This window comes from Limnohabitans sp. Bal53 (genome assembly GCF_003063355.1).
Classification (GTDB): domain Bacteria; phylum Pseudomonadota; class Gammaproteobacteria; order Burkholderiales; family Burkholderiaceae_C; genus Limnohabitans_A.
Genome location: NZ_NESH01000003.1, coordinates 239,283 through 264,056, shown reverse-complemented (window position 1 = coordinate 264,056; position 24,774 = coordinate 239,283). Strand labels below are relative to the sequence as shown.

At 60.1% G+C, this 24,774-nt stretch carries 23 protein-coding genes; 12 read left to right on the top strand and 11 right to left on the bottom strand.

Translation table 11 applies throughout. The features are described 5' to 3' along the window. Nucleotides 1-84: 84 nt before the first annotated feature. The 7 genes from B9Z50_RS10865 to B9Z50_RS10835 form a co-directional block, all read right to left on the bottom strand. On the bottom strand, nt 85-795 hold the full coding sequence (locus B9Z50_RS10865) for an ABC transporter ATP-binding protein (RefSeq protein ID WP_108364203.1): 711 nt from the start codon (nt 793-795) through the stop codon (nt 85-87). Continuing rightward, nucleotides 792-1,568, bottom strand: coding sequence for an ABC transporter ATP-binding protein (locus B9Z50_RS10860; RefSeq protein WP_370463074.1), 777 nt, complete (start codon nt 1,566-1,568; stop codon nt 792-794). Before B9Z50_RS10860 ends, B9Z50_RS10865 begins: the two co-directional genes overlap by 4 nt. Continuing rightward, complete coding sequence (locus B9Z50_RS10855) at nt 1,565-2,542, bottom strand: branched-chain amino acid ABC transporter permease (protein ID WP_108364199.1); 978 nt, start codon at nt 2,540-2,542, stop codon at nt 1,565-1,567. The genes B9Z50_RS10860 and B9Z50_RS10855 overlap by 4 nt, the downstream gene beginning before the upstream one ends. Continuing rightward, the gene (locus B9Z50_RS10850) at nt 2,539-3,411 is read right to left on the bottom strand and encodes a branched-chain amino acid ABC transporter permease (RefSeq protein ID WP_108364197.1); all 873 of its coding nucleotides are present in this window, start codon (nt 3,409-3,411) and stop codon (nt 2,539-2,541) included. The genes B9Z50_RS10855 and B9Z50_RS10850 overlap by 4 nt, the downstream gene beginning before the upstream one ends. A gap of 24 nt (nt 3,412-3,435) precedes the next feature. Continuing rightward, a complete protein-coding gene (locus tag B9Z50_RS10845) occupies nt 3,436-4,638 on the bottom strand; it encodes an ABC transporter substrate-binding protein (RefSeq protein WP_108364195.1) in 1,203 nt (400 codons plus the stop codon). Between the two features lie 19 nt (nt 4,639-4,657). Then, entirely contained in the window at nt 4,658-5,461 is an 804-nt protein-coding gene (locus B9Z50_RS10840) for a GntR family transcriptional regulator (protein WP_199221726.1), read from the bottom strand. A 432-nt stretch (nt 5,462-5,893) separates the two neighbouring features. Next, nucleotides 5,894-7,465 carry an acyl-CoA synthetase gene (locus B9Z50_RS10835; RefSeq protein WP_199221725.1) on the bottom strand — a complete coding sequence of 524 codons (1,572 nt, stop codon included), beginning with the start codon at nt 7,463-7,465 and terminating at the stop codon, nt 5,894-5,896. Nucleotides 7,466-7,486: 21 nt separating this feature from the next. Between B9Z50_RS10835 and B9Z50_RS10830 the strand changes: the two genes are divergently transcribed. The 3 genes from B9Z50_RS10830 to miaB all read left to right on the top strand — a co-directional run bounded on the left by B9Z50_RS10830 (nt 7,487) and on the right by miaB (nt 10,226). Then, nucleotides 7,487-8,110, top strand: a complete 624-nt coding sequence (locus B9Z50_RS10830; protein WP_370463073.1) for a DUF2889 domain-containing protein — start codon at nt 7,487-7,489, stop codon at nt 8,108-8,110. Between the two features lie 58 nt (nt 8,111-8,168). Continuing rightward, a complete protein-coding gene (locus tag B9Z50_RS10825; RefSeq protein ID WP_108364191.1) occupies nt 8,169-8,750 on the top strand; it encodes a YqaA family protein in 582 nt (193 codons plus the stop codon). Nucleotides 8,751-8,888: 138 nt separating this feature from the next. Beyond that, complete coding sequence (gene miaB / locus B9Z50_RS10820; protein ID WP_108364189.1) at nt 8,889-10,226, top strand: tRNA (N6-isopentenyl adenosine(37)-C2)-methylthiotransferase MiaB; 1,338 nt, start codon at nt 8,889-8,891, stop codon at nt 10,224-10,226. 175 nt (nt 10,227-10,401) lie between these two features. On the opposite strand, the gene B9Z50_RS10815 is transcribed toward miaB, so the two are convergent. Next, entirely contained in the window at nt 10,402-10,797 is a 396-nt protein-coding gene (locus B9Z50_RS10815; protein WP_108364187.1) for a gamma-glutamylcyclotransferase, read from the bottom strand. A 179-nt stretch (nt 10,798-10,976) separates the two neighbouring features. Here B9Z50_RS10815 and B9Z50_RS10810 point away from each other — a divergent pair, with 179 nt between their 5' ends. From B9Z50_RS10810 to B9Z50_RS10800, 3 genes are read left to right on the top strand one after another with little or no spacing between them, the layout of a single operon-like run. Then, nucleotides 10,977-12,368 (top strand): aromatic ring-hydroxylating dioxygenase subunit alpha, encoded by a 1,392-nt coding sequence (locus tag B9Z50_RS10810; protein ID WP_108364185.1) that lies wholly within the window; start codon nt 10,977-10,979, stop codon nt 12,366-12,368. Beyond that, a complete protein-coding gene (locus B9Z50_RS10805; RefSeq protein ID WP_108364183.1) occupies nt 12,365-13,846 on the top strand; it encodes a glutamine synthetase family protein in 1,482 nt (493 codons plus the stop codon). Before B9Z50_RS10810 ends, B9Z50_RS10805 begins: the two co-directional genes overlap by 4 nt. Nucleotides 13,847-13,860: 14 nt before the next feature. Then, complete coding sequence (locus B9Z50_RS10800; RefSeq protein WP_108364181.1) at nt 13,861-14,190, top strand: 2Fe-2S iron-sulfur cluster-binding protein; 330 nt, start codon at nt 13,861-13,863, stop codon at nt 14,188-14,190. Nucleotides 14,191-14,316: 126 nt separating this feature from the next. On the opposite strand, the gene ffh is transcribed toward B9Z50_RS10800, so the two are convergent. Next, nucleotides 14,317-15,702: a signal recognition particle protein gene (gene ffh / locus B9Z50_RS10795; protein WP_108364179.1), complete on the bottom strand. Its 1,386-nt coding sequence runs from the start codon at nt 15,700-15,702 to the stop codon at nt 14,317-14,319. Between the two features lie 77 nt (nt 15,703-15,779). Between ffh and B9Z50_RS10790 the strand changes: the two genes are divergently transcribed. The 6 genes from B9Z50_RS10790 (at nt 15,780) to B9Z50_RS10765 (ending at nt 22,821) form a co-directional block, all read left to right on the top strand. Further along, entirely contained in the window at nt 15,780-16,583 is an 804-nt protein-coding gene (locus B9Z50_RS10790; RefSeq protein WP_108364177.1) for an inner membrane protein YpjD, read from the top strand. Then, nucleotides 16,580-16,822, top strand: coding sequence for a PP0621 family protein (locus B9Z50_RS10785; RefSeq protein WP_108364175.1), 243 nt, complete (start codon nt 16,580-16,582; stop codon nt 16,820-16,822). The genes B9Z50_RS10790 and B9Z50_RS10785 overlap by 4 nt, the downstream gene beginning before the upstream one ends. A 52-nt stretch (nt 16,823-16,874) precedes the next feature. Beyond that, nucleotides 16,875-17,465 (top strand): 1,6-anhydro-N-acetylmuramyl-L-alanine amidase AmpD, encoded by a 591-nt coding sequence (ampD, locus tag B9Z50_RS10780; RefSeq protein ID WP_108364173.1) that lies wholly within the window; start codon nt 16,875-16,877, stop codon nt 17,463-17,465. Nucleotides 17,466-17,871: 406 nt separating this feature from the next. After that, nucleotides 17,872-20,793, top strand: coding sequence for a ribonucleoside-diphosphate reductase subunit alpha (locus tag B9Z50_RS10775; protein WP_108364402.1), 2,922 nt, complete (start codon nt 17,872-17,874; stop codon nt 20,791-20,793). A 141-nt stretch (nt 20,794-20,934) separates the two neighbouring features. Continuing rightward, nucleotides 20,935-22,074: a ribonucleotide-diphosphate reductase subunit beta gene (locus tag B9Z50_RS10770; protein ID WP_108364171.1), complete on the top strand. Its 1,140-nt coding sequence runs from the start codon at nt 20,935-20,937 to the stop codon at nt 22,072-22,074. A gap of 192 nt (nt 22,075-22,266) precedes the next feature. Continuing rightward, a complete protein-coding gene (locus B9Z50_RS10765) occupies nt 22,267-22,821 on the top strand; it encodes a histone (RefSeq protein WP_108364400.1) in 555 nt (184 codons plus the stop codon). Between the two features lie 89 nt (nt 22,822-22,910). On the opposite strand, the gene B9Z50_RS10760 is transcribed toward B9Z50_RS10765, so the two are convergent. Together B9Z50_RS10760 and prmA are read right to left on the bottom strand one after the other, a co-directional pair. Then, nucleotides 22,911-23,804 (bottom strand): zinc-ribbon and DUF3426 domain-containing protein, encoded by an 894-nt coding sequence (locus B9Z50_RS10760; protein WP_108364398.1) that lies wholly within the window; start codon nt 23,802-23,804, stop codon nt 22,911-22,913. A gap of 68 nt (nt 23,805-23,872) precedes the next feature. Then, on the bottom strand, nt 23,873-24,769 hold the full coding sequence (gene prmA, locus B9Z50_RS10755; RefSeq protein WP_108364169.1) for a 50S ribosomal protein L11 methyltransferase: 897 nt from the start codon (nt 24,767-24,769) through the stop codon (nt 23,873-23,875). Nucleotides 24,770-24,774: the final 5 nt, after the last annotated feature.

Here is a 24,774-nt window from a genome sequence, read left to right as displayed (position 1 = left end):
TTGTCAAAAAATCAATCGGGTATTTGTCAACGCTGGCTTGCGAACGCTGCCCTGTGCGAGGGCATCAGTTCGCCCCCATGGCCATCACATGCCCAAATAGGCTTGTCTGAGCGTGTCACTGGCCAACAACTCGGCGGGTGTGCCGGTGAAACGGATCTGGCCGTTTTCCATGACATAGGCCCGGTCGGCGATGTCGAGCGACTGGCCCACGTTTTGTTCCACCAACAAGATCGCCAGGCCGCTGCTGCGCAGCTGCGAGATCAGGCCAAACAACTCTTCCACCAAGAGGGGAGACAAACCCAGCGAGGGCTCGTCCAGAATCAGCAAACGCGGCTCGGCCATCAGGCCCCGGCCAATGGCCAACATTTGCTGCTCGCCGCCACTCAAAGTGCCCGCCAACTGGGCCACACGCTCTTTCAGCCGCGGGAAAGTTTCGTAAACCTTGTCCAGGTTTTGCTGCTTGCGCTCACGGCCCCGGGTGAAGGCACCCAGCTCCAGGTTCTCGTGCACGCTCAGGTTGGGGAAGACCTTGCGGCCTTCGGGCACCTGAATCAAGCCATGCTGGACCACTTGGCGCGAGTGCAGCCCAGTGATGTTTTGACCGTCAAACCCCACTTGCCCAGCGCGCGTCGCCACCAGGCCGCTGAGCGTGAGGTTCAACGTGGTCTTGCCTGCGCCGTTGCTGCCCAAAAGGGCCACCAGCTCACCCGGCATGACCTGCAGGTCCACACCCCGCAAGACCTCGACCACGCCGTAGCCGGATTTGAGGCCCTGCACATTCAACAAAGCAGTCATGCGCGTGCCTCCTGAACTGTTTGGGCTTGGGCGACGTTCTTTTGCAAACGCTCTGCCGTGCCGTGGCCCAAATAGGCCTCGACCACGGCTTTGTTGTTCGTGACTTCAAGGGGTGTGCCTTGGGCAATCAGCTGCCCTTGCGCCAGCACCCACACTTCTTGCGCCAAGCTCATCACCGCTTGCATGACGTGCTCGATCATCAGCACCGTCACGCCGCTTTGCGCAATGCCTTGCACCACCGGAATCATCTCGGCAATTTCTTGCGGATTCAGGCCTGCCAGCACCTCATCGAGCAGCAGCAAGCGCGGGCGCGTGGCCAGTGCACGGGCCAGCTCCAGCCGCTTGCGACCGGCCACCGTCAGGTCGCTGGCCAGCTTGTCGAGTTGGGGCGTCAAGCCGACTTGGCTTGCCACCGATTCGGCAAATTCCAGCGCCTGCGCTCGGCTTGGCAAGTGCAAGTGCGCCCCCACCGCGATGTTCTCGCGCACCGTTTGCGCCGCAAAAGGCTGCACGATCTGGAAAGTGCGTGTCAGGCCCATGCGGGCATTCAGGTGCGGTGGTTGGCCGGTGATGTCTTGGCCGGCAAACACCACCCGGCCCGTGTCCGGCGTCAAAAAGCCCGACATGAGCGCGAACAAGGTGGTTTTGCCTGCGCCGTTGGGGCCAATCAAGGCGCTCAGGCGGCCTTCGGTCACCGACAGGCTCACGTTTTGCACGGCCTTCAAGCCGCCAAAGGACTTGCCCACGCCCTCGATTTGCAGCAGCGTGCTCATGATTTGTCTCCATCCGACTTGCTACTGCGCAACCATTGCAGCGGCGTGATGGTGCCCAAGCCCGCAATGCCGCGCGGCAAGAACATCACGATCACAATCAGCACCACGCCATAAATGACCATGTTGATGCCGGGCAGCTGCCCAAACAAATTGCGCGTGACATCGGCCAGGATGTGCAGACTCACCGCGCCCAAGAGCGGGCCCCACAAGGTGCCCATGCCACCCACAATCGCGCCCACCAGAGCCTCGACCGAAGTGTGCGCCCCAAAGGCAATGCCCGGGTCGATGTACTGGAATACCTGCACATAAAACGCGCCGCCTGCGCCCATCAGGCCGCCCGACAAAATGGTGGCGATCAGCTTGACGCTGAAGGGGTTCACACCAATCGCACGCGCCGCGTCTTCGTTGTCGCGCACCGCCTGCAAGTAAGCGCCAAAGCGCGAGTGGCGCAGCCAAGCGGTGATGCACAGCGCCAGCGTGACCAAGCCCAGCATGAGCCAGATGAAACCGGCGCGGCTGCCAAACTGCATGTTGGCCGCCGACTCTTTGAGCGGCAGCATCAGGCCTACGCCCGCACCCGTGAAAGGCACTGAGGTGGCCAAAATGCGGAACACCTCGGCAAAAGCCAGCGTGACCAGCGCAAAGTAAGAGCCCTTGAGGCCATAACGGAACGAGGCCGCACCCACAAACGCGCCAACACCCGCCGCAAACAACATGGCCAATGGCAAAGCCACCCAGGGGCTCAGGCCCCACTGCATTTGCGCAATCGCCTGCACATAGGCACCCGTGCCAAAAAACAGCGCGTGGCCAAAAGAAAACTGTCCGCCAAAACCGCCCAGCACGTTCCAAGCTTGCGAGAGCAAGCAGGCGTACAAAGAGGTCATGACAAAGTTGAGCATCACGCCCGAGTCGGTGAACAAGGGCACCGCCCCCACCAGCACCACAAACAATGCGATGTTGCGAAAGTCTTTCATGCCTTCGCTCCAAAAAATCCTTGCGGCCGCAGCAACAGCACCGCAATAAAAATCACAAAAATGCCCACTTGACCCAGCGACTCACCCAGCAGCAAACCGCCCAGCGACTCCACCACACCGATCAGCAAACCACCGAGCAAAGCCCCGGCAAAACTGCCCATGCCGCCCAGCACCACGATGGTGAAGGCGACCAACACAAAGCCATTTCCCACTTGCGGGTTCACGTAATAGGCCGGCATCAAAAAGCAAGCCGCTGCGCCCAGACTGGCCAGACCCAAACCAAAACACATGGCGTACACGTGGTCCACATCGATGCCCATCAAGCGTGCGCCCTGCTTTTCTTTGGACACGGCGCGAATGGCGCGGCCCAAGTCGGTTTTTTGCACGATCAGCAGCAGCACGGCCGAAACAACCAAGGCCCCGGCAAACGACACCAGCTTGGGCAGTGCAATGAAGGCTGGCCCGATCTCGACGGTGGTCAAGGTGTAGGCCGTTTCAATGGTGCGCGTATCGGACTTGAAAAACAGCAGCGCCAAGTTCTCCAGCACGATGGAAATGCCCAGCGTGACCAGCAAAATGTTTTCGTCCTTGCCGTGGCTGGCGCGGTTGATCACACCGCGTTGCAGCGCATAGCCCAGCACAAACATGGCGGGCACCATGATGGGCAGGGCCATGTAGGGATCGACCCCGAAGTGTTCCTTGAGCATGTACACGCCATACAGCGCCACCATCAAAGACGCGCCGTGCGCGAAATTGATGATGTGCAGCACGCCATAAATGAGCGTGAGGCCCAGCGCAATCAGCGCGTACACGGCACCGGTGGTGATGCCGTTGAGCACCGAAGGAAACAGGATGTTGAAGTCCAGCATCGGGGTCTTTCAGGTCAGCGCAGCTCAGCCCTTGAGCGGGAAGATGGGCTCGACTTCGCGGTAGTCGCGCGGCACGATCACCTTGATGTCACCCTTTTGCACTTGCATCATCAAAGGCTGTGCGCCCATGTTCTGACCGTTGACAAAATTGGTCGCGCCGTAGGGCATGATGTGATTTTCAAATTTGCTCGAAGCCAGCGCGTCGATGATGGCGGCACGGTCGGGCGACTTGGCGCGCTCAATCGCATCGGCCAGCAGCATCATGGCGGTGTAGGTCATGAACACTTCGTAGCTGAAGAACTGGCCCTGTGCTTCCACACGCTTGCGCAATTCGGCCGAGCGCTTGTCTTTGGGGTTGAACCAGTGGTTGCAGTCGATGATGCCGTTGGCCGCATCGGGAAACTCCTTGACGAACTTGTAGCTCGACGCCGCACCACCCAACACCGAGTAGATGGCCTTGGGCGTGATTTTTTGCTGCTGCAAAGTGCGCACCAGCAAAGCGTATTCGTTGTAGTAGTTGGCTGGGATCAGGATGTCGGGGTTGACCTGCTTGATGCGCAGGGCAATGTTGTTGAAGTCACGTGTGGGGTTGGCGTGCTTGATGATTTCTTTGACTTCGTAGCCGTAGCCGGGCAACTCTTTGGCCAGCAAGTTGGCGGTGCCCGTGCCGAACAAAGACTCTTCGTGCACGATCATCACGGTGCGGGCGGGCTTGCCAGCAGCAGTGTTCAGGGCGTGCAAGCTGGCCACAGCCGTCTCGGCGCACTTTTTGTAGCCGGGGCCAAAACGGAAGGTGTTTTTCAGGCCACGCTCGACGATCTGGTCAGCCACACCAACGTCCACCACATGGGGCAGGTTGTATTTGGCCGCCGCTTGTGTGGTGGCCAGGCAAATGGCGGATGCAAAGGCACCGACCACGGCACTCACGCCCGCCTCATTCATCTTTTCGATTTCGGCAGTGCCCGCTTGGGGGCTGGACTGCGCATCGCCCAACATGGCTTCGATCTTTGCGCCGCCGAGCGACTTGATGCCACCAGCCTTGTTGATGTCTTCAATCGCCATCAAGGCGCCCATGCGGCACTGCTGGCCCGAATAAGCCAAAGCACCGGTGACAGGGTGCAGAACACCCACTTTGACGGGCTTGGGCTGTGCGCCGGCCACCAGTGGAAACGCGAGTGCCGAGGCCGCAGCAGCGGACTGGCCCATGAAAGTGCGACGTGAGGTCATGAGAACATCCTTGAAAAAGTTAATGAAAGTTGGCGGACAGCTCTTGGCTTACCCACACCTTGGCGTCAATGCTGCCAACGCGGGATAACTGCATCTGGTATTCGTACCGGTCCGGTCGGTACAAGCCATGCAGCCATTGGACGGGACGGTCGTCCTCGTCATAAATCAAACGCCGCACCGCCAGCAAGGCCGATCCGACAGAAACATCCAAATGCTGGGCCATGCCCACATCGGCCAAGCGGGCCGAAATGGTTTGCTCGGCCCGACCCACCTTGACGCCCGACTCTTCGAGCAGCACCAAAATGGGTTTTTGCGCCAACTCGCGCTTGCCAAAGCCCGCCGAAATCGCATCGGGCACCCAGGTGGTGATGTGCGACAGGGGCCCCTCGGGCGTGCTGCGCACGCGTTCGGCTTTTTGCACCAATTGGGCGCTTTGCAGCTTGAGCGCAACAGCCACATCCACCGGGGCGCGCATGCGCTCCACACTCAGCACCTTGACCTTGGTGCGCATGCCCATGGTGACCAGGTTCTCCAACAAACCCGTGAGGCGGGCCTGTTGGCCACTGACCATGGTCGAGGCCTGCATCTGCACCTCCTGTGATCGCGCCGTCACGGGCCGTGTGCCGCGCCCGGGCTCGCGCTGAATCAGCCCTTCTTCGGCCAATTGCGACAAGGCACGCCGCACCGTGACACGCGCCACACCAAACTGCCCCATCAAGGCCAACTCGCCTGGCAAACCATCGTCAAAGCGGCCCTCGCGCAATTGCTCACGCAGCACCAGATAGATCTGGTGGTATTTGGGCAATGGCAAATGGGCATCCATGAACTGCATCGTGGAACAGTCCCATTGTCCTGTCAATAGGACATTCAGGTCTTATGCATAGGACATTTGATCAGTGATTTCCCTAGTCAGGTCCACGCGCTTGTCAGCATCTGCCCAGTTGCAGGAGCGGTCCCTGACCACGATGGAGCACCCGCTAAAAACCATCGCGGTCAGAGACCGCTCCTACCCACACGGCTCATCCATAGCCAAGGGACACCCCAAGTGCAAGTGGATCAGCACAGCATTCGCAACACAAGCTGTGGGAGCGCCCACCAACCGAGATCGACCGCCCGCTAAAAATCATCGCGGCCAAAGACCGCTCCTACCTACGCGGCCCATCCATGTCCAAATGCCAGCCCAAGAACCAATCATCAGCACAGCACACCCAACACAAGCTGTAGGAGCGGTCTCTGACCGCGATAGCGACCCAGTTCAAGCGTAGCGCTGACGCAAATCCCGCTTGAGCAGTTTGCCGCTCGGGTTTTTGGGCAAGGTGTCGGTGAACACCACACGCTTGGGGCACTTGAAACCGGCCATGTACTGAGTGCAATGCGCGATCACGGCCGCTTCGTCCAGCGTCTGTCCGGCCTTCACCACGATCACGGCCGTCACCGCCTCCACCCATTTCGGATCAGGCAAGCCAATGACCGCCACTTCGCTGACTTGCGACAACCGGTAAATCATCTCTTCCACCTCGCGGCTGGCCACGTTTTCGCCGCCGGACTTGATCATGTCCTTCTTGCGGTCCACCACGGTGATGTAGCCCTCCTCGTCGATCGTGCCCAGATCACCACTGTGGAACCAGTCGCCCTCAAACGAGGCCTTGGTGCGCTCGTCGTCGTGAAAGTAGCCCAGCATCAAATGCGGCGAGCGGTGCACGATCTCGCCCACCTCGCCCACGGCCACGTCCTGCATGGCGTCGTTGACCACGCGGGTTTCGACGTTGCGCACCGCCTTGCCGCACGATCCGGGTTTGCGCAGCTGGTCATCCGGGCCGAGCATGGTGGCCAAAGGTGCGATTTCGGTCTGACCATAGAGGTTCCACAGCCGCACACTGGGCAGGCGCGAAGCCAACTCTTTGAGTACCTCGACCGGCATGATGGACGCACCGTAGTAGCCCTTGGCCAACTTGGAAAGCTTGTCGGCATCCATCAACGGCGAGCGCAGCAGCGCGATCCACACCGTGGGCGGTGCAAAGAAGCTGGTGATGCCGAATTTTTCGAGCATGGGCAGCAGGTTGTCGGGCGTGGGCTTGGACGTGATCACATTCGTGCTGCCCATGTAAATGGCCGGACCAAAAAACACATCGAGCTGGGCGCAGTGGTACAGCGGCAGCGCGTGCAGGGCCACATCGGCCTCGGCAATTTCAGCGTCGATCACGCAGCTGACGTATTGCCACATGACGGCATCGTGCGTCAGTTGTGCGCCTTTGGGCGAAGACTCGGTGCCGCTGGTGTAGACGATCTGCGCCACGTCGTAGCTGCCCAGTTGCACATCAGGCAGCGCATCCGTGCAAGCCGCCAGCGTGTCAAAACTGTGCATGCCCGACACGGGCTCGCTCGGGTCTTCGGAGGGCAGCCAGATGAATTGCTGCACTTGTGTGTCGAGCTTGGATGCGGCCTGCGCCAGCTCGGCCAGGCCACTGTCGGTGGCCAAGGTTTTGGCACCTGCATGACGCAAGATGAAAGCCACCTCTTCGGCCTTGAGCATGAAGTTGATCGGCACCATGACCGCGCCACGGCGGGCCAACGCAAAACGCAGCGCCGCAAAACCGTGCGAGTTGCGGGCCAAGACCGCCACTTTGTCGCCCTCGGCCACACCGATGCGGGCCAGGCCTGCGGCCAAGCGGGTGACCAGCACATCGAACTCTGCATAGCTCCAGGTGTTGGCGCCACACACAATGCCGGTCTTGGTGGGCAAGCGGATCGCGGTGCGGCGCAAGGCATCTGCAATGGTCTGGCGGCGAACGGCGGGGTGGATGGGGTGCTGAACGGCTTGGGACATGCTCTGGACTCCTGTGTCGATATGATCCAAGCATTCAACATCACCGATCCGAGATTTCCATTGGCACTTCCACCACCCTCCCCCCGAAAACTGTCACATACGCGAACCGTGGTCTACCAAGGCTATGACCGCGAAGACGGACTGTGGGACATCGAAGCCCAACTGACCGACGTCAAGACCTTCAGCTTTCAGGTGCCCAACGAAAGGCTGTTCCCAGGCCATGAGCCGATTCACGGCCTGAAAATCCGCGTCACGCTCAACAACCAAATGGTCATCCAGGACATCGCCACCTCCATGGACGACGTCCCCCACACCGAATGCACCAGTGCGCCACACAACATGCACAAACTCATCGGCTGCACCATGGGCCCGGGCTGGCGCAAGGTCATCAACCAACATGTGGGCGGCACCGACGGCTGCACCCACCTGCGCGAGATGTTGTTCAACATGGCCACGGCGGCTTACCAAACCCTGCCTTCAGGCCAATGGCAGCGCCGCGAACTGGCAGGCCAGCCTCACCCCGAGATGACCCAAGCGCCCTATTTCCTGGGCCAATGCCACAGCTGGGCCTATGACAGCCCGACGGTGCAAAGGGCCTATCCGATGTTTTTCAGATCCAAACCAGACCATGACACCGCCGCCTGATGGGGTGTAAACCGGATAATGCGGGCTTCGCCCATGCGGCAAGACCCGAGGATGCAACGTGAAATTGTTTGGCGCACTGTATGACCGCGTGATGGTGTGGAGTCGGCACCCCAAGGCCCCCTGGTTTTTGGGCGGTATCAGCTTTGCAGAGTCTTCGTTTTTCCCGATCCCGCCCGACGTGATGCTGGCGCCCATGTGCGTGGCACAACCCCAGCGATGGTTCCGCTTGGCCATGATCACCACTTTGGCCTCGGTGGCCGGTGGCGCACTGGGTTATGCCATTGGCGTTTGGGCCATTGACACCATCATGCCCTGGGTCACGCAAGCCGGATGGGCACCCAAGATCGAGTTGGCCAAAGCCTGGTTTGTGGACTGGGGGTTTTGGGCGGTGCTGCTGGCGGGCTTCTCGCCCATTCCCTACAAAGCCTTCACCATCGCAGCCGGCAGCATGGCCATGCCGCTCTTGCCCTTTGTCCTGGCCTCGTTCATTGGCCGTGGCGGTCGGTTCTTTTTGGTCGGCTGGCTGATGGGCCGTTTTGGCCCTGCCATGGAGCCCAAACTGCGCCCCTTCATGGAGTGGCTGGGCTGGGGCACGGTGGCCTTGGCCGCTTTGGTCTACGCCTACTTTCAGCTGCGATAATCCTCCCTCCTCAGCGCCCCCAGCGCTTTCCCCCAACAGCCTCTGGATCTACACCATGAACCGCTGCACTCTGACCCCTCGCGGGCGTGCTTTGCTTTGCCTTGACTTCATCACCTCCGTCACTGCCGTGGAGGCCGCATGAGCAAGAAGGTCTTCATCAAAACCTTTGGCTGCCAGATGAACGAGTACGACTCGGACAAGATGGCCGATGTGCTGGGCGCGGCCCAGGGCTATGAGCCCACACAGGATGTGGACGAGGCCGATCTGATTTTGTTCAACACCTGCTCGGTACGCGAGAAAGCGCAAGAAAAAGTGTTCAGCGACTTGGGCCGGGTGCAGCACCTCAAAGCCAAGGGCGTGCTGATTGGTGTGGGCGGCTGCGTGGCCAGCCAGGAAGGCGCCGAGATCATCAAGCGTGCGCCTTATGTGGACGTGGTGTTTGGCCCGCAAACCCTGCACCGCCTGCCCGAATTGCTGAATGAGCGCGAGCGCAAGCAGCGCCCGCAAGTCGACATCAGCTTCCCCGAGATTGAAAAGTTTGACCACCTGCCGCCCGCCAAGGTGGACGGTGCCACGGCGTTTGTGTCGATCATGGAAGGCTGTAGCAAGTACTGCAGTTATTGCGTGGTGCCCTACACCCGGGGCGAAGAAGTCTCACGCCCGTTTGACGATGTACTGGTCGAGGTGGCGGGGCTGGCCGCGCAGGGCGTGAAAGAGATCACCCTGCTGGGCCAGAACGTGAACGCCTACCGGGGCAAGATGGGCGGTACATCAGAGATCGCCGACTTTGCGCTGCTGCTGGAGTACGTGGCCGACATGCCCGGCATCGAGCGCATCCGCTACGTGACCAGCCACCCCAATGAGTTCACCCAGCGCCTGATCGACGCTTACGAAAAGATCCCCAAACTGGTGAGCCACCTGCACTTGCCCGTGCAGCACGGCTCGGACCGCATCTTGATGGCCATGAAGCGCGGCTACACCGCTATGGAATACAAGAGCACGATCCGCAAGCTGCGGGCGATCCGCCCCGACATGTCGCTCAGCAGCGATTTCATCGTGGGATTCCCCGGCGAGACCGAGGACGACTTCAACAAGATGATGAAGCTGATCACCGATGTGGGTTTCGACACGAGTTTCAGCTTCATCTTCAGCCCCCGCCCCGGCACGCCTGCGGCCAACCTGCACGACGACACGCCACACGCCGAAAAACTGCGCCGCCTGCACCACCTGCAAGCGACCATCGAAGAGAACGTGCAACGCATCGGCGACAGCCGCGTGGGCACGGTGCAACGCATTTTGGTGGAGCGCCCTTCTCGCAAGGACGCCACCGAGCTGGCAGGTCGCACCGAGTGCAACCGGGTGGTCAACTTCCCTGGCGGCCCGAACATGGACCGTCTGATCGGTCAAATGGCGGATGTGCGGATCACCCAAGGCCTGTCGCACTCGCTGCGCGGCGAGTTGGTCGTTCGCGATTGATGTTGTAGGAGCCCACCCTGTGGGCGATGGGCGTGGCACACGCCCTTGAAAGCCATCGCCCACGGGGTGGGCGCCTACAAAGAGATGCACTGTTTTTTGTAAGTCGACGGCTTCAGCCCCGATACTGCGCACCTCCAAAGAGATGTCGGGGCTAAAGCCACCGACCTACGGAAGATCAGGACTCGCGGCCGACTTCACGGATGTAGCGTCGGTAGTCACCGTGCGCAATGAGTGTGCAGCCATCCACCGGACGGTTGTAGACATAGGTTTGCACCAGATGGCCTTTCAGCGGACCACTCGCCACGGTGACCTCCTCGCGCCAGTATTGCGATGCAGCACGGTCGCCGGGCACCATGTCTTCAACCCCATCCAACCGGGCCAGATGTAAGGCATCGACTTCATAGACTTCACCCGTGACCAAGCCATCGCCCGCAAGGAACCCGGGGTAGCGGCCCACGTCAACCAAGCGGCCGGGCACTTGGGCTGCACCCACAAAGCGGGCACCTTGCATTTGGGCCTCCAGGCGCAGGCCGGGCATCAGGGTGCCATAGATAAAAAGTAGCTGTGTCATGGGCCCGATTTTGCGTCAGTGGCAGCACCTTGTCTGGCCCCACTTGACACGGGCCATGCTGTCGCCTGTTAGCGGCTGCGCCCTGCGCTGCGGTTTAAACTGAATGGCATTGCAAGTGTGCCTGCGCCCACCCGGCACACGTTCCATTCAGACGCAGACTTCACTGTCCAGAGGCCCCCATGAAATCTGAACAAAACGAATTGATCACCCGCATCGGCCCGGGCACACCTTGCGGTGCGGTGATGCGCCACTATTGGCAGCCTGTGGCGTTGGTGGACGAATTCAACCCCGCGCTCGATCCGCGCATGGCCATTCGCCCGGTCAAGGCGGTGCGAATTCTGGGGCAGGACCTGGTGCTGTTTCGCAACGCGCTGGGCGACTATGGTTTACTCGACCGCGACTGCCCGCACCGGGGTGCGGACCTGGCCTATGGCCGCAACGAAGGTGATGGCTTGCGTTGCCCTTTCCACGGTTGGAAGTTCGATGTCACGGGCCAGTGCATCGAGACACCCGCCGAACCCTCTGGCAGCACGCTGTGCAGCCGGGTGCGCCAGCGCAGCTACCCGATCATCGAGCGCAGCGGCATACTTTTTGGCTGGTTCGGCCCCGAAGGCCAGACCCCGCCGCCGCTGCCGGGCATCGACGCCTTCAGCGCCCCGGCCACGCACACCTTTGCCTTCAAGGGCCTTTGGCACTGCAACTGGCTGCAGGCGTTTGAGGTGGGCATTGATCCGGCGCATGCTTCGTACCTGCACCGCTTTTTTAACGACGAATCTTTGGAAGGCAGCTATGGCCGCCAGTTCCGGGGCGCAAGCGCAGGCGATGTGCAAGGCGAACGCTGGCCCATGACGCGGGTGATGCGTGAACTGGACCAGCCCGAGATTTCTTTTGAGCCTACCGAGGCGGGCCTGCGCCTGACGGCCCTGCGCCCGCTCAACGATGAGCTCACGCATGTGCGGGTGACCAACGCGCTGTTCCCACACACTTTTGTGATTCCGCTGTCCGAGACCATGACCATCACACAGATGCATGTGCCGGTGGACGACACACACACCTATTGGTATTCGGTGTTCACCAGCTTTGACGCCCCGGTGGACAAGGAGGCCATGCGCAACCAGCGGCTCCCCTCGGTCACGCTGCCCGACTACATCCCCAAAGCGGGCAGGCACAACCACTGGGGCTTCAACCCCGAAGAGCAAGTTTCGCGCACCTACCTGGGCATGGGTGAAGACGACATCAATGTGCACGACCAGTGGGCCTGCGAGAGCATGGGCGCGATCCAGGACCGCACCCGCGAGCACCTGGGCACCAGCGACAAGGTGATCATGGCAAACCGGCGCATGTTGCTCAAAGCCATCGAGACCGTGCAAGCCGGCGGCCTGCCGCCCGGTTTTGCGCAAGCCGCCGTGGCCAGCCAGCGCATAGGCCCCGACACAGTGGATGGCATGGCGCCCAGCGGGCAGTGGCCGCAGTGGTGGCGCGAAGCCTGCGCGGCCAAACGCAACGGCGCGCCATGGAACGCCGCTTTGCCGGCTGATCTGCCAACCCCAGCCGACAAGAGCGCCGCATGAGTTTCGCTGAACGTTGCGGCTTGCACAGCCTCGAACGGCAAACAGCCTGTGAACAACTGGTTCAGCAGGTCGAATCCTCAGGGATCGAGCTGATCCGCCTGGGTTGGTGCGATCTGCACGGCGTGGTGCGCGGCAAGACCCTCGTGGCTTCGCAACTTCGCCAGGCGCTGGCCAATGGCATCGGCATGGTCAGCACCTTGCTGCTCAAGGACAGCTCGGACCGCACCGCCTTCAAGGTGTTCGAGCAAGGCATTCAAGAGACCCTGCCCGGCTTTGCTGGAGCCAGCAACTTCACACTCATGCCCGACCCGGCCAGCTGGCAAGTTTTGCCTTGGGCCGACAAGACCGGCTGGCTGCAGTGCCAGCCCTTTTTTGCGGATGGGCGCATCGTGACGCTGGATTCGCGCCATGTGCTGCAGCAAGCCGTGCAGCGCCTGACTGAGCGCGGCTGGCAAATGCGCTGCGGGCTGGAAGTTGAATTCCACATCTACCGGCTGAAAGATCCACTGCATGGGCACGATCTGGACCCAAGTCGCGCCGCCTGGCCTGGCCCTGCGCCCGAGGTCAGCCTGATCCACCCGGGCTTCAACCTGCTGACCGAGGCCTGGTTTGACCGGGCCGAAGAGCCGCTGCGCATCGTGCAGCGCACCGCCCAAGCGCTGGGTTTGCCGCTGATCTCGCTCGAAATCGAACTCGGCCCCAGCCAGGTCGAAGCGGTGTTCGACGTGCGCGATGCGCTGACTGCCGCCGACCACATGGTTCTTTTTCGCAACGCCACGCGCCAAGCCCTGCGCCGTGCCGGCTACCACGCCACCTTCATGTGTCGGCCGCCCTTTGACGCCATCATGTCAAGCGGCTGGCACTTGCACCAATCCCTGGTTGACACCACCACGGGCCGCCATGTTTTCATGCGCGATGTGCCCGAGCCCGGCAGCACAGCACGCGATGCCCGGCAAGTGCTGACTGATGCGGGTGCGGCCTGGCTGGCGGGGCTGCTGGCCCATGCCCCGGCGCTCACCGCCTTGTGCACGTCCACCAGCAATGGTTATGGGCGCTTTCGGCCCAATGCCATGGCGCCGCAGTCCATCTTGTGGGGCCGCGACAACCGGGGCGCGATGCTGCGTGTCATTGGTGCGCCGGGCGACAAAGGCACCCGCATTGAAAACCGGCTGGGCGAGCCTGCGGCCAACCCCTACCTGTACATGGCCTCGCAAATCCACGCGGGCCTAGATGGTGTGGACGCACTGCTGCAAGCGCCGCCAGCCAGCGAAACACCCTATTCAACGGGTGCCAACACCATCCCGACCAGCTTGGCCGATGCGGTGCGCGCCTTGCAAAAAGACGCGGCCTTGTGCCAGGCGCTGGGCCAGCCTTTTGTCGATTACTACAGCACCATCAAACAAGCCGAACACCAGCGCTTGGCCCAGGCCGATGACGCCCAGGAATTCCACCGCCGCGAGTATTTCGGGCGCATTTGAGAAACCACTTGATCATGATCACCATCCACCTGCACCCCCATGACCCGGCACAAGCCGCCCACACCTTGCAAGCCCAACCCGGACAAAGTCTGATGCAAGCAGCAGTCGATGCGAATTTGCCCGGTATCCAGGCCGACTGCGGCGGGCTGCTCACCTGTGCGACTTGTCATGTGGTGGTTCAAGCGGATTGGCAGTCCAAACTGCCGACCATGAGCAGCGACGAAGACGGCATGCTGGCCTTCACCGCCCAAACCCGCGAGCCGGGCAGTCGCCTGTCGTGTCAGATCATGTTGACCCCAGACCTGGACGGTCTGCAGGTCACGCTGCCCGCAAGTCAGTATTGAAGTCCATTTGAACTGGCGCGATTAGCATCACCCCAATAAGGCAGCCAGAATTGTAGGAGCGGTCTCTGACCGCGACAGCAACACATCACACGCTCTCGCGGTCGGAGACCGCTCCCACAGAGGGAATCAGCGCGGCATGCCGGGAAAGCCCCCGCCGCCGCCCATCATCCCTTTCATGGCGCCCATGCGTTTCATCATCTTCATCATGCCGCCGCCGGACATTTTTTTCATCATGTCCTGCATCTGCTCAAACTCCTTGAGCATGCGGTTGACGTCTTGTACTTGAACGCCTGCACCTGCGGCAATGCGGCGCTTGCGGGTCGCTTTGATGAGTTCAGGTTTTTTACGCTCTTGCGGCGTCATGCTGTGGATGATGCCTTGCTTGCGACCAATGTCTTTCTCGACCTTGTCCATGTCCATCGATCCGGCTTTGGCCGTCAGCTGGCTGGGCAGCTTGTCCATCAGGCTCGACAAACCACCCATTTGTTTCATCTGCTGGATCTGGGCCAAAAAGTCATTCAAATCAAAACTGCCACCGCTCTTGACCTTGGACGCCAGCTTTTGAGCAGCTTCCATGTCCACACCGGCCGTGACTTGCTCGACCAAGGCCACGATGTCGCCCATGCCCAACACCCGGCCTGCGTGGCGCTCGGCGTCGAACACTTCCAAGCCGTCGATCTTCTCGCTGGTACCCGCAAACTTGATGGGCACACCCGTGATCTGGCGCACCGACAGGGCAGCACCACCGCGAGAGTCACCGTCCAGCTTGGTCAAAACAATGCCCGTCAAAGGCAGGGCGTCACTGAAAGCCTTGGCGGTGTTGGCCGCGTCTTGGCCCTGCATGGCGTCCACCACAAACAGGGTTTCAATGGGTTTCAATTCAGCGTGCAGCGCCTTGATCTCGGCCATCAGGGCTTCGTCAATCGCGAGGCGACCGGCGGTGTCGACCAGCAGCACATCAAAGAAGTGCTTGCGGGCGTAGTCGATGGCAGCGCGGGCGATGTCGATCGGCTTTTGGTCGGGCGTGCTGGGGAACCACTCGGCACCGGCTTGGGCCGTGACCGTTTTGAGTTGTTCGATGGCTGCGGGGCGGTACACGTCGCCCGAGACCGTGAGCACTTTCTTTTTGCGCTTTTCAATCAGGTGCTTGGCCAGCTTGGCGGTGGTGGTGGTTTTACCCGCACCTTGCAAACCGGCCATCAAGATCACGGCGGGGGGCTGCGCGGCCAGGTTGATGTCGGACACACCCTCGCCCATGGTGGCGGCCAACTCGCGGTTGACCACACCCACCAATGCCTGACCTGGCTTCAATGAGCCCATGACTTCCTGGCCCAGGGCTTTTTCTTTCACGCGGGCGATGAAATCGCGCACCACGGGCAGCGCCACGTCGGCTTCGAGCAAGGCCATGCGCACCTCGCGCAGCATGTCGGCCACGTTCGATTCGGTGATGCGGGCCTGCCCGCTGAGGGTCTTGACGAGGCGTGAGAGTTTGTCGGTCAGGGCGGAGGCCATGGGGGAATCCAGAAAAAACCGGTCAAGCGTGTTGGCGAAGCCCCAGCGGCAGCGCCTGAAAGGCTAAACTCGGACCCATGATTTTAGCGAGTGCGCCTTTGTGGACGCTGCCCTTCTCGGCATTGGCAGCCCTGACCTATGCCTTGCCCGCTCTGGTGCCCCGCCGACTGAGCGATGTGCATGCGCGCCGCCTGCTTTGGTTGGCCTGGGCCTTGCATGCCATCAGTTTGCTGGTGCTGCTGATGGGGCCTGTGCGTTTTGGCTTTGCCCCGGCGCTGTCGGTCACCGCCTGGTTGGTGGTCACGGCCTACATGATCGAGACCCAGTTCTTCCCCAAACTCAAGGCCCGCTGGGCTGTGGGCAGCTTGGGCACCCTCACCGTGGTGCTCGCTTGGGTGTTTCCCGGCACCTTGCTCACCACCCAGGCCTCAGCTTGGCTGCCCCTTCACTTTGCTCTGGGTTTATCGGCCTATGGCATGTTTGCCGCAGCCGTGGTGCATGCCTGGATGATGACGCGCACAGAACATGACATCCGACTGGCCCACGAAGGCTCTAGTGGCCTGCCCTTGTTGACCCTGGAGCGCCTGACCTTCCGTTTTGTCGCAGCCGGTTTTGTGCTCCTGACAGCCACTTTGGTGGCCGGCGCCCTGTTTGGCGAGGTGCTTTATGGCCAAAGCCACACCGAATGGCGCTGGGATCACAAACGCGTCTTTGCCGTCCTGTCCTGGCTCACCTTTGCCACCTTGCTGGTCGGTCGCAGCCAATGGGGCTGGCGTGGCCGCCGCGCCGTGCGGGTGCTCTACATCGGTGCGGGCCTGCTGCTGCTGTCTTACGCGGGTTCGCGCTTTGTGTTGGAAGTCTTGATTGGACGCGTGGGATGAAATACCTGATTTGGTTTTTGGTCATTTTGCTGGCGATCTGGGCCTTCAAGCGCAGCCGCCGCAGCAACTCAGACGCCCCCCAAGCCCCCACCGCGGCCACACCGGCCACCCCCGCCAACATGGCGGTGTGCCTGCATTGCGGCATCCACCTGCCGCAAGAGGAAGCCGTCATGGGTGAAAAAGGCCAGTACTGCAGCACCGAGCACCGCGCAGCCGCACAAGACCGCAACCCGGTGTGACACCCCGGGCCTGCCTGCACAGCCCGACCAGCGCCACCGACCACGCCCCAACATGCCTGACCACGCCGCCGAACCCACCCACCTTTGGGACCAAGGCTGGTACGCGCGGGCCCAAAGACTGGATTCGCCCAACTTTGGCCCCAGACCCGCTGACGCGTGCATCGATTTGCTCGTCATCCACTCCATCAGCCTGCCGCCCGGCCAATACGGTGGTCCTGAAGTGCAAGCGCTGTTCACCAACCAGCTCGATTGGAATGCGCATCCGTATTTCGCTCAAATCCGGGGCCTTCAGGTCTCCTCGCACTTCTACATTCGGCGTGACGGCAGCCTGTGGCAGTTTGTCAGCGCCGACGACCGGGCTTGGCATGCCGGACAGTCCGAGTACAGAGGACGCCCTCAATGCAATGACGACTCGATCGGGATCGAACTCGAAGGCCTGGAGGGCGATTTGTTCGAGGACGCTCAATACGCGCAACTGAGCCAGCTGTGCCTGGCCTTGCATGGGCATTACCCGATCGCCCACATCGCCGGTCACGAGCACATCGCACCGGGCCGCAAACACGATCCGGGGGCGGGTTTTGACTGGCCACGCCTAAAAGCATCGGTCAAACTGCCAAATCAGTGTTTCCCCTTGTGTTTTTGATGCGACACAGAAAAAATTATTTTTGTTTGTTTTTACATTTTCTAATCGCTCCAACAACTTTTGAACGCCTCAGCCAACGTGAGGCAGGGCCATGAAATCAAGCCATTGAGCAAGAAATGCCGCCGAAAGACGCGTCACCACTCAACTTGCTCTGCCAAAGCCCTTTCTTTCTTGATTTTCAGCGCTTTTTTTCAGCCACTGAAACGTCGATGCAGACCGCCTCTTCAAAACCCAATCCTTGTTCTTTCGAGCAGAGGCCACATGAAGCCGGTACACTACCTGTAGTGGCTTGTCATGACGCCAGACACCAGATATAGTGTCCGTTACAAATTTTCACAAACACCGCCGAACGGTAATCCCAACACGTTTGACCACCACAACCCGGACCCAAAACACAAAGATGACCATGCAAACTGACCTGACCATCACCCCCACGACCTCCGGCCTGATGAACTTGTCCGCTGACCATGCCGGCGCCGCCACAGTGCACCCCCTCAACCATTACCAGATCATCCGCCGCAATGGCGCCGTGGTGCCCTTTGAGCCCAACAAGATCGCCGTGGCCATGATGAAGGCCTTCCTGGCGGTGCACGGCACCCAAGGGGCCGCTTCTGCCAGCGTGCGCGAAGTGGTCGAGGAACTGACCCAGAACGTGGTTCGCGCCCTGATGCGCTCACGCCCCGGTGGTGGCACTTTCCACATTGAAGACGTGCAAGACCAAGTCGAGTTGGGCCTGATGCGCAGCAGCAACCACGAAGTGGCTCGCGCCTACGTGCTCTACCGCGAACGCCGCACCCAAGAGCGCAGCCAACAACCACAGGCCGTTGCGGCCGCCCCTCAAGAGCCGGCTTTGCACGTGACCGACCAGGGCAAACGCATCGCATTGGACCTGAACTACCTCAAATCCCTCATGGTCAACGCCTGCGCTGGTCTGGGCCAAGACGTGAGCCCCGAGCCCATCCTGGCCGAGACCATGCGCAACCTGTACGACGGCGTGCCCATGGAGGAGGTGTACAAGGCCTCCATCCTGGCTTCGCGCACCCTGATTGAAAAAGACCCGGATTACACCTACGTCACCGCCCGTTTGCTCATGCACACGATCGCCAAGGAAATCCTGGGCAAAGAAGTGACGCAGAACCAAATGGCCGAGGAATACATCAATTACTTTCCTCAGTTCATCAAAAAAGGCATCGACAACGACCTGCTGGACGCCAAACTGGCCCAGTTTGACCTGAAGAAACTGGCCGAGGCCCTCAAGCCCGAGCGTGACCTGCAGTTCGATTACCTGGGCCTGCAGACGCTGTACGACCGCTATTTCCTGCACGTGCGCAAGCAGCGCATCGAAATGCCCCAGGCTTTCTTCATGCGCGTGGCCATGGGACTGTCGCTCAACGAGACCGACCGTGAAGCCCGCGCCATCGAGTTCTATGAAGTCCTGTCTTCGTTCGACTTCATGTCGTCCACCCCCACGCTGTTCAACAGCGGCACTTTGCGTCCACAGTTGTCGAGCTGCTACCTGACCACCGTGCCCGACGACCTGGACGGCATTTACGAGTCCATCAAGGAAAACGCCTTGCTGTCCAAGTTCGCGGGCGGTCTGGGCAACGACTGGACCCGCGTACGCGCCATGGGCTCGCACATCAAGGGCACCAACGGTGAGTCGCAAGGCGTGGTGCCTTTCCTCAAAGTGGTGAACGACACCGCTGTCGCCGTCAACCAGGGCGGCAAGCGCAAGGGTGCTGTCTGCACCTACCTGGAAACCTGGCACCTGGACATCGAAGAATTCCTGGAGCTGCGCAAGAACACCGGCGACGACCGCCGCCGCACGCACGACATGAACACGGCCAACTGGATTCCCGATCTGTTCATGCGCCGCGTCATGGAAAAAGGCAACTGGACCTTGTTCTCGCCGTCGGACTGCCCGGATCTGCACGACAAATTCGGAGCTGACTTCGAAAAAGCATACACCACTTACGAAGCCAAAGCCGAACGCGGCGAGATCAAGCCCAGCAAGAAAGTGCCCGCCACCGACCTGTGGCGCAAGATGCTGTCGATGCTGTTCGAGACCGGCCATCCCTGGATCACCTTCAAAGACGCCTGCAACGTGCGCTCACCTCAGCAGCACGCCGGTGTGGTGCACTCGTCCAACCTGTGCACTGAGATCACGCTCAACACCAGCGACACCGAAACCGCGGTCTGCAACTTGGGCTCGGTCAACCTCTCTCGCCACCTCAAGGACAGTGCCAACGGCAAGGTCCTCGACCACGACAAGCTGAAAAAGACCATCTCCACGGCCATGCGCATGCTGGACAACGTGATCGACATCAACTACTACGCGGTGAAAAAAGCACGCGACTCCAACATCCGCCACCGCCCCGTGGGTCTGGGCCTGATGGCCTTCCAGGATTCGCTCTACGAGATGCGCATCTCTTACGCCTCACAAGCGGCTGTTGAGTTTGCTGACCAGTCCATGGAAGCGATCTGCTACTACGCGTACTGGGCCTCCACAGAGTTGTCCAAAGAGCGTGGTCAATACTCCAGCTACAAAGGCTCGTTGTGGGACCAAGGCATCTTGCCCTTCGACACCATCGACTTGCTGGCACGCGAGCGCGGCGGTTATGTGGAAGTAGACCGTTCGTCCACCTTGGACTGGGATGCCTTGCGCCAGAAAATCAAAGCAGACGGCATGCGCAACTCCAATTGCGTGGCCATTGCGCCCACCGCCACCATCTCCAACATCATTGGTGTAGACGCCTCGATCGAGCCTTGCTTTGGCAACCTGTCTGTCAAATCCAACCTGTCGGGCGAGTTCACTGTTATCAACAGCTACCTGGTGCGGGACTTGAAGCGTCTGGGTTTGTGGGACGACGTGATGGTCATGGACCTGAAACACTTTGACGGTTCGCTGCGCCCCATCGACCGCGTGCCCCAAGACATCAAGGCCTTGTACGCCACCGCGTTCGAAGTCGAAACCACTTGGCTGGTCGAGGCCGCAGCGCGTCGCCAAAAGTGGATTGACCAAGCGCAATCGCTCAATATTTACATGGCGGGTGCATCGGGCAAGAAACTCGACGACACTTACAAGCTCGCTTGGTTGCGCGGCTTGAAAACCACCTACTACCTGCGCACCTCGAGCGCCACGCAAGTTGAAAAATCCACCGTGAGCTCCGGCTCGCACAACGCAGTGTCTGCATCGGGTGCGCCCGGTAGCGGCATGAGCGCCATGGAGGCAACTGCCTCGGCCGCGCAAGCGCAAATGGCTGCTGTCCCTGCCACCGACGTCAAGTTCTGCGCCATCGATGACCCAGGTTGCGAAGCTTGTCAGTGAGGGTCCTTGCACCGCGCAGCGCATTCGCGTGCGCTGTTCGATGCAATGGCACAACACTTCATGCGCAGCCTGCGTCCTAAATGGATGAACGGCTTTGCAATTTGTGGTCATGCTTTCATAATTTGAGAACTGGAATTTTTTATGCTGTCCTGGGACGATCAAGTCAAACCCGCATTGCAGCCTGCAATGCCCTCCTTCACCGGTGCAGACAATGCAGCTGGCGGCGTTGCGCCGTCTGCTAGCGCAGCTGCCCCTGCGGCGCCACGCCGCATGAATGCCGCCGACAAACGCATCATCAACGGCCAAACCGACGTCAACCAGTTGGTGCCTTTCAAGTACAAATGGGCTTGGGAAAAATACCTCGCCACCTGCGCGAACCACTGGATGCCGCAGGAAGTGAACATGAACCGCGACATCGCATTGTGGAAGGACCCCAACGGTCTGACCGAAGACGAGCGACGCATCGTCAAGCGCAACCTCGGCTTCTTCGTCACAGCCGACTCACTGGCCGCCAACAACATCACGCTGGGCACCTACCGCCACATCACAGCCCCCGAGTGCCGCCAGTTCTTGTTACGTCAAGCCTTTGAAGAAGCCATCCACACCCACGCCTACCAGTACATCGTGGAGTCATTGGGTTTGGACGAGAGCGAAATTTTCAATGCCTACAACGAAGTCAAATCGATCCGTGACAAGGACGAGTTCCTGATCCCGTTCATCAACGTGATCATGGACCCTCACTTCAAGACCGGCACGCTGGAAACTGACCAGACCCTGCTCAAGTCGCTGATCGTGTTTGCATGCCTGATGGAAGGCCTGTTCTTCTACGTGGGCTTCACCCAGATTCTGGCCTTGGGTCGTCAAAACAAGATGACGGGTGCTGCTGAGCAATACCAGTACATCTTGCGCGACGAGTCGATGCATTGCAACTTTGGCATCGACCTGATCAACACCGTCAAGTTCGAGAACCCCCAGCTGTGGACCAACGAATTCAAAGCCGAGATCAAGGACCTGTTCCTCAAAGCGGTTGAATTGGAATACCAGTACGCCGAAGACACCATGCCCCGCGGCGTATTGGGCATGAACGCTTCCATGTTCAAAGGCTATTTGCGCTACATCGCCAACCGCCGCGCCACCCAGATCGGTTTGGAGGCTCTCTTCCCCAACGAAGAGAACCCCTTCCCCTGGATGAGCGAGATGATCGACCTGAAGAAAGAACGCAACTTCTTTGAAACCCGGGTCATCGAGTACCAAACCGGCGGGGCCTTGTCCTGGGACTGATCTTCTGATCCACCCTTCCATGTCCCCCCTCTTTCAGCCACACACGACAAAGTCTTCGGACTTTGGTTGGTGTGGCTTTTCCGCGTTCATGGCATTGGGGACTTCCCCAGCGCCATGGATCGCTTTGTGCAATCCAACAAGCACCAAGCGTTCCCTTTCCGTTGAGTTCTCAACTTGATCAAGGAGAAAATCATGGCAACTGCAAAAAAAGCAGCAGCAACAAAAGCTGCTCCAGCGAAAAAGGCCGCACCGGCCAAAAAAGCGGCTCCAGCTAAAAAAGTAGCCGCAGCCAAGAAACCCGCTGCCAAAAAAGCTGCTCCAGCTAAAAAAGCCGCTCCTGCCACCAAAGCAGTCGCAGCCAAAAAGCCAGCCGCTAAAAAAGCTGCTCCAGCTAAAAAAGCCGCTCCAGCTAAAAAAGCCGCTCCAGCTAAAAAAGCTGCTCCAGCTAAAAAAGTAGCCGCAGCCGCAAAGCCAGCAGCGAAAAAGGCAGCACCAGCCAAAAAAGCCGTAGCGAAAAAAGCGGCTCCCGCCAAAAAAGCGGCTCCCGCCCCAAAAGCCGCACCGGCCAAAAAAGCAGCAGTCAAAAAAACTGCAGCCAAAAAACCAGCAGCCAAAAAAGCGGTTGTGAAAAAAGCGGCCAAAAAACCAGCAGCAAAGAAGGCATCCAAAGCACCCGCTGCCCCTGCTGCACAAACGACTCTGAACCCTCAAGCTGCGTGGCCGTTTCCTTCGGCCGCCAAGCCCTGATTCACAGTCAAGGCGTTAGCCACCAAGCCCGTCACTGGCAACAGTGCCGGGCTTTTTTACGTACAAGAGAGATGGCTAACCGGCCCAGATCAAGGGTAAAAACTGAGCAAGCTGTAATCGCTGAAGATGAGCTCGGGCGAGACCAGAACCTTCAAGCTGCCAGACCAGGACTGGCCAGGGGACAGGGTTGGCGGCGCCCCCGTCTGCTCAGGCAATACCACGGTTCGCACGACCAGTTTGCCTTGTGGGTCCATCAAACTCAGCTCCAAAGCCGTTGTGCCCAGAACGCGAAGCGTGGTGTTGCGCACGGACCAAGTCAGCACATGGTCCTCACTGCGTTGCACCAAGCTGGAGCTGTCGATGACCACGCCCTCGGCATCGCGCAGCGGAACGATTTGGCAACCAAAGGATTGGCACACATGACGCACCACAGGTTCACTGGCAGGCCATGTAGCCACCAGGGCATGTCTTTGCACATAAGCCAACTGAAGGATGAGCAAGAAAACCAAGCTCATCACGGCGTACGGGACAAGCCACATCCAAGCGTTGGAGGGCGCAGCAGCAGCTGACTTCTCTGGCTTGACCGAATCATCAGTCAGGAGAGGCTCAAGCTTGAAACTGGACAAAGCCTGTTCGAAAGCGGCCAGTTCGACCTGCGCTGACAGCGCCTGAACGGATGTGCTGGGGTCTTCCTTTTTCAACAAACCATCGATTGCAATACGGTCTGCCGGGTCGGCCACCAAGTCAGCCCCTTGATGCGCCTGAACAGCACCCAACGGGCTGTACCCATTAGGGGCAAACGCTGGTGCTGCAGACGAAACCGCTGACACATCGGGCGCTGGCGTCCAGCGCAACACCAAACCCGTGCTGTCAAAAACATGACCACAAGCACCGCAGCGCAACCAGCCTTTGGCCGCCTGCAAATGGGCATCCCCCAGCTGATAAACCGTGGTGCACGAGGGACAGCGGGTGATCCTGTTCATGGCCTGATTGTAGACAGGCTCAAGCAGACCAAGGGATGTTCATTGACCGCAGCCAGCCATGATCCCCATCAAGCGGGTCGAGCCAAAACCCGGGCGGTCATCAGGATCCAGCCTTCTTGGGTGTCGGCCACCTCAAGGGACGCCCAAGGCGCATAAGCGGCTTGGAGCTCCTCGGCCTGCCGCTCCAAGATACCGGCCAAGACCAAGTGTCCACCAGGGGCCACATAAGAACACAACAGAGGGGCCAGCACCTTCAAGGGTGTGGCCAGAATATTGGCCAGCACGGTCTCGTACTGACCTTGTGCTTTGTCGGGCAAACCCGCTTGCAATCGCACACCGTTGGCCTGCGCATTCAGTTCGGTCGAAGTCACCGCCGCTTCGTCGATGTCCACCGCGTCGATGTGAGTGGCACCGTATTTGGCCGCGCCAATGGCCAGAATGCCCGAGCCACAACCGTAGTCGAGCACACGCTGCCCTTGCAAGCCGTGCTGGGCAATCCAGCGCAGACACATGCGGGTGGTGGGGTGGGTGCCGGTTCCAAAAGCCAGGCCGGGGTCGAGTCGGATGATCTGCCGGGCTTGTTCGGGCGGCTCGTGCCAAGTCGGCACGATCCAGAAATCGGGGGTCACCTCGACCGGCGCAAACTGCGACTGGGTCAAACGCACCCAGTCTTGGTCTTCCACGGACTGGATGCCAAGCAACTGGCATTCCTCGAAAAAGTCCTGGGCACCCAACAAAACCGCCGCCTCCTTGGCCGCCACTTCCTGGGCAAACAAGGCCACCATGCGTGAACGCTGCCAGCCGTCTTTGGGGGGGGGCATGCCAGGTTCGCCAAACAGGGCTTGTTCGGCAGGGGTCTGGGCATCCGCGTCTTCCACCGAAACACTCAAGGCGTCCAGGGCGTCCAGCGCATCGCTCAGCACATCCACCCGGTCTTCGGGGCACAACAGGCTCAGTTCATACATAAAAG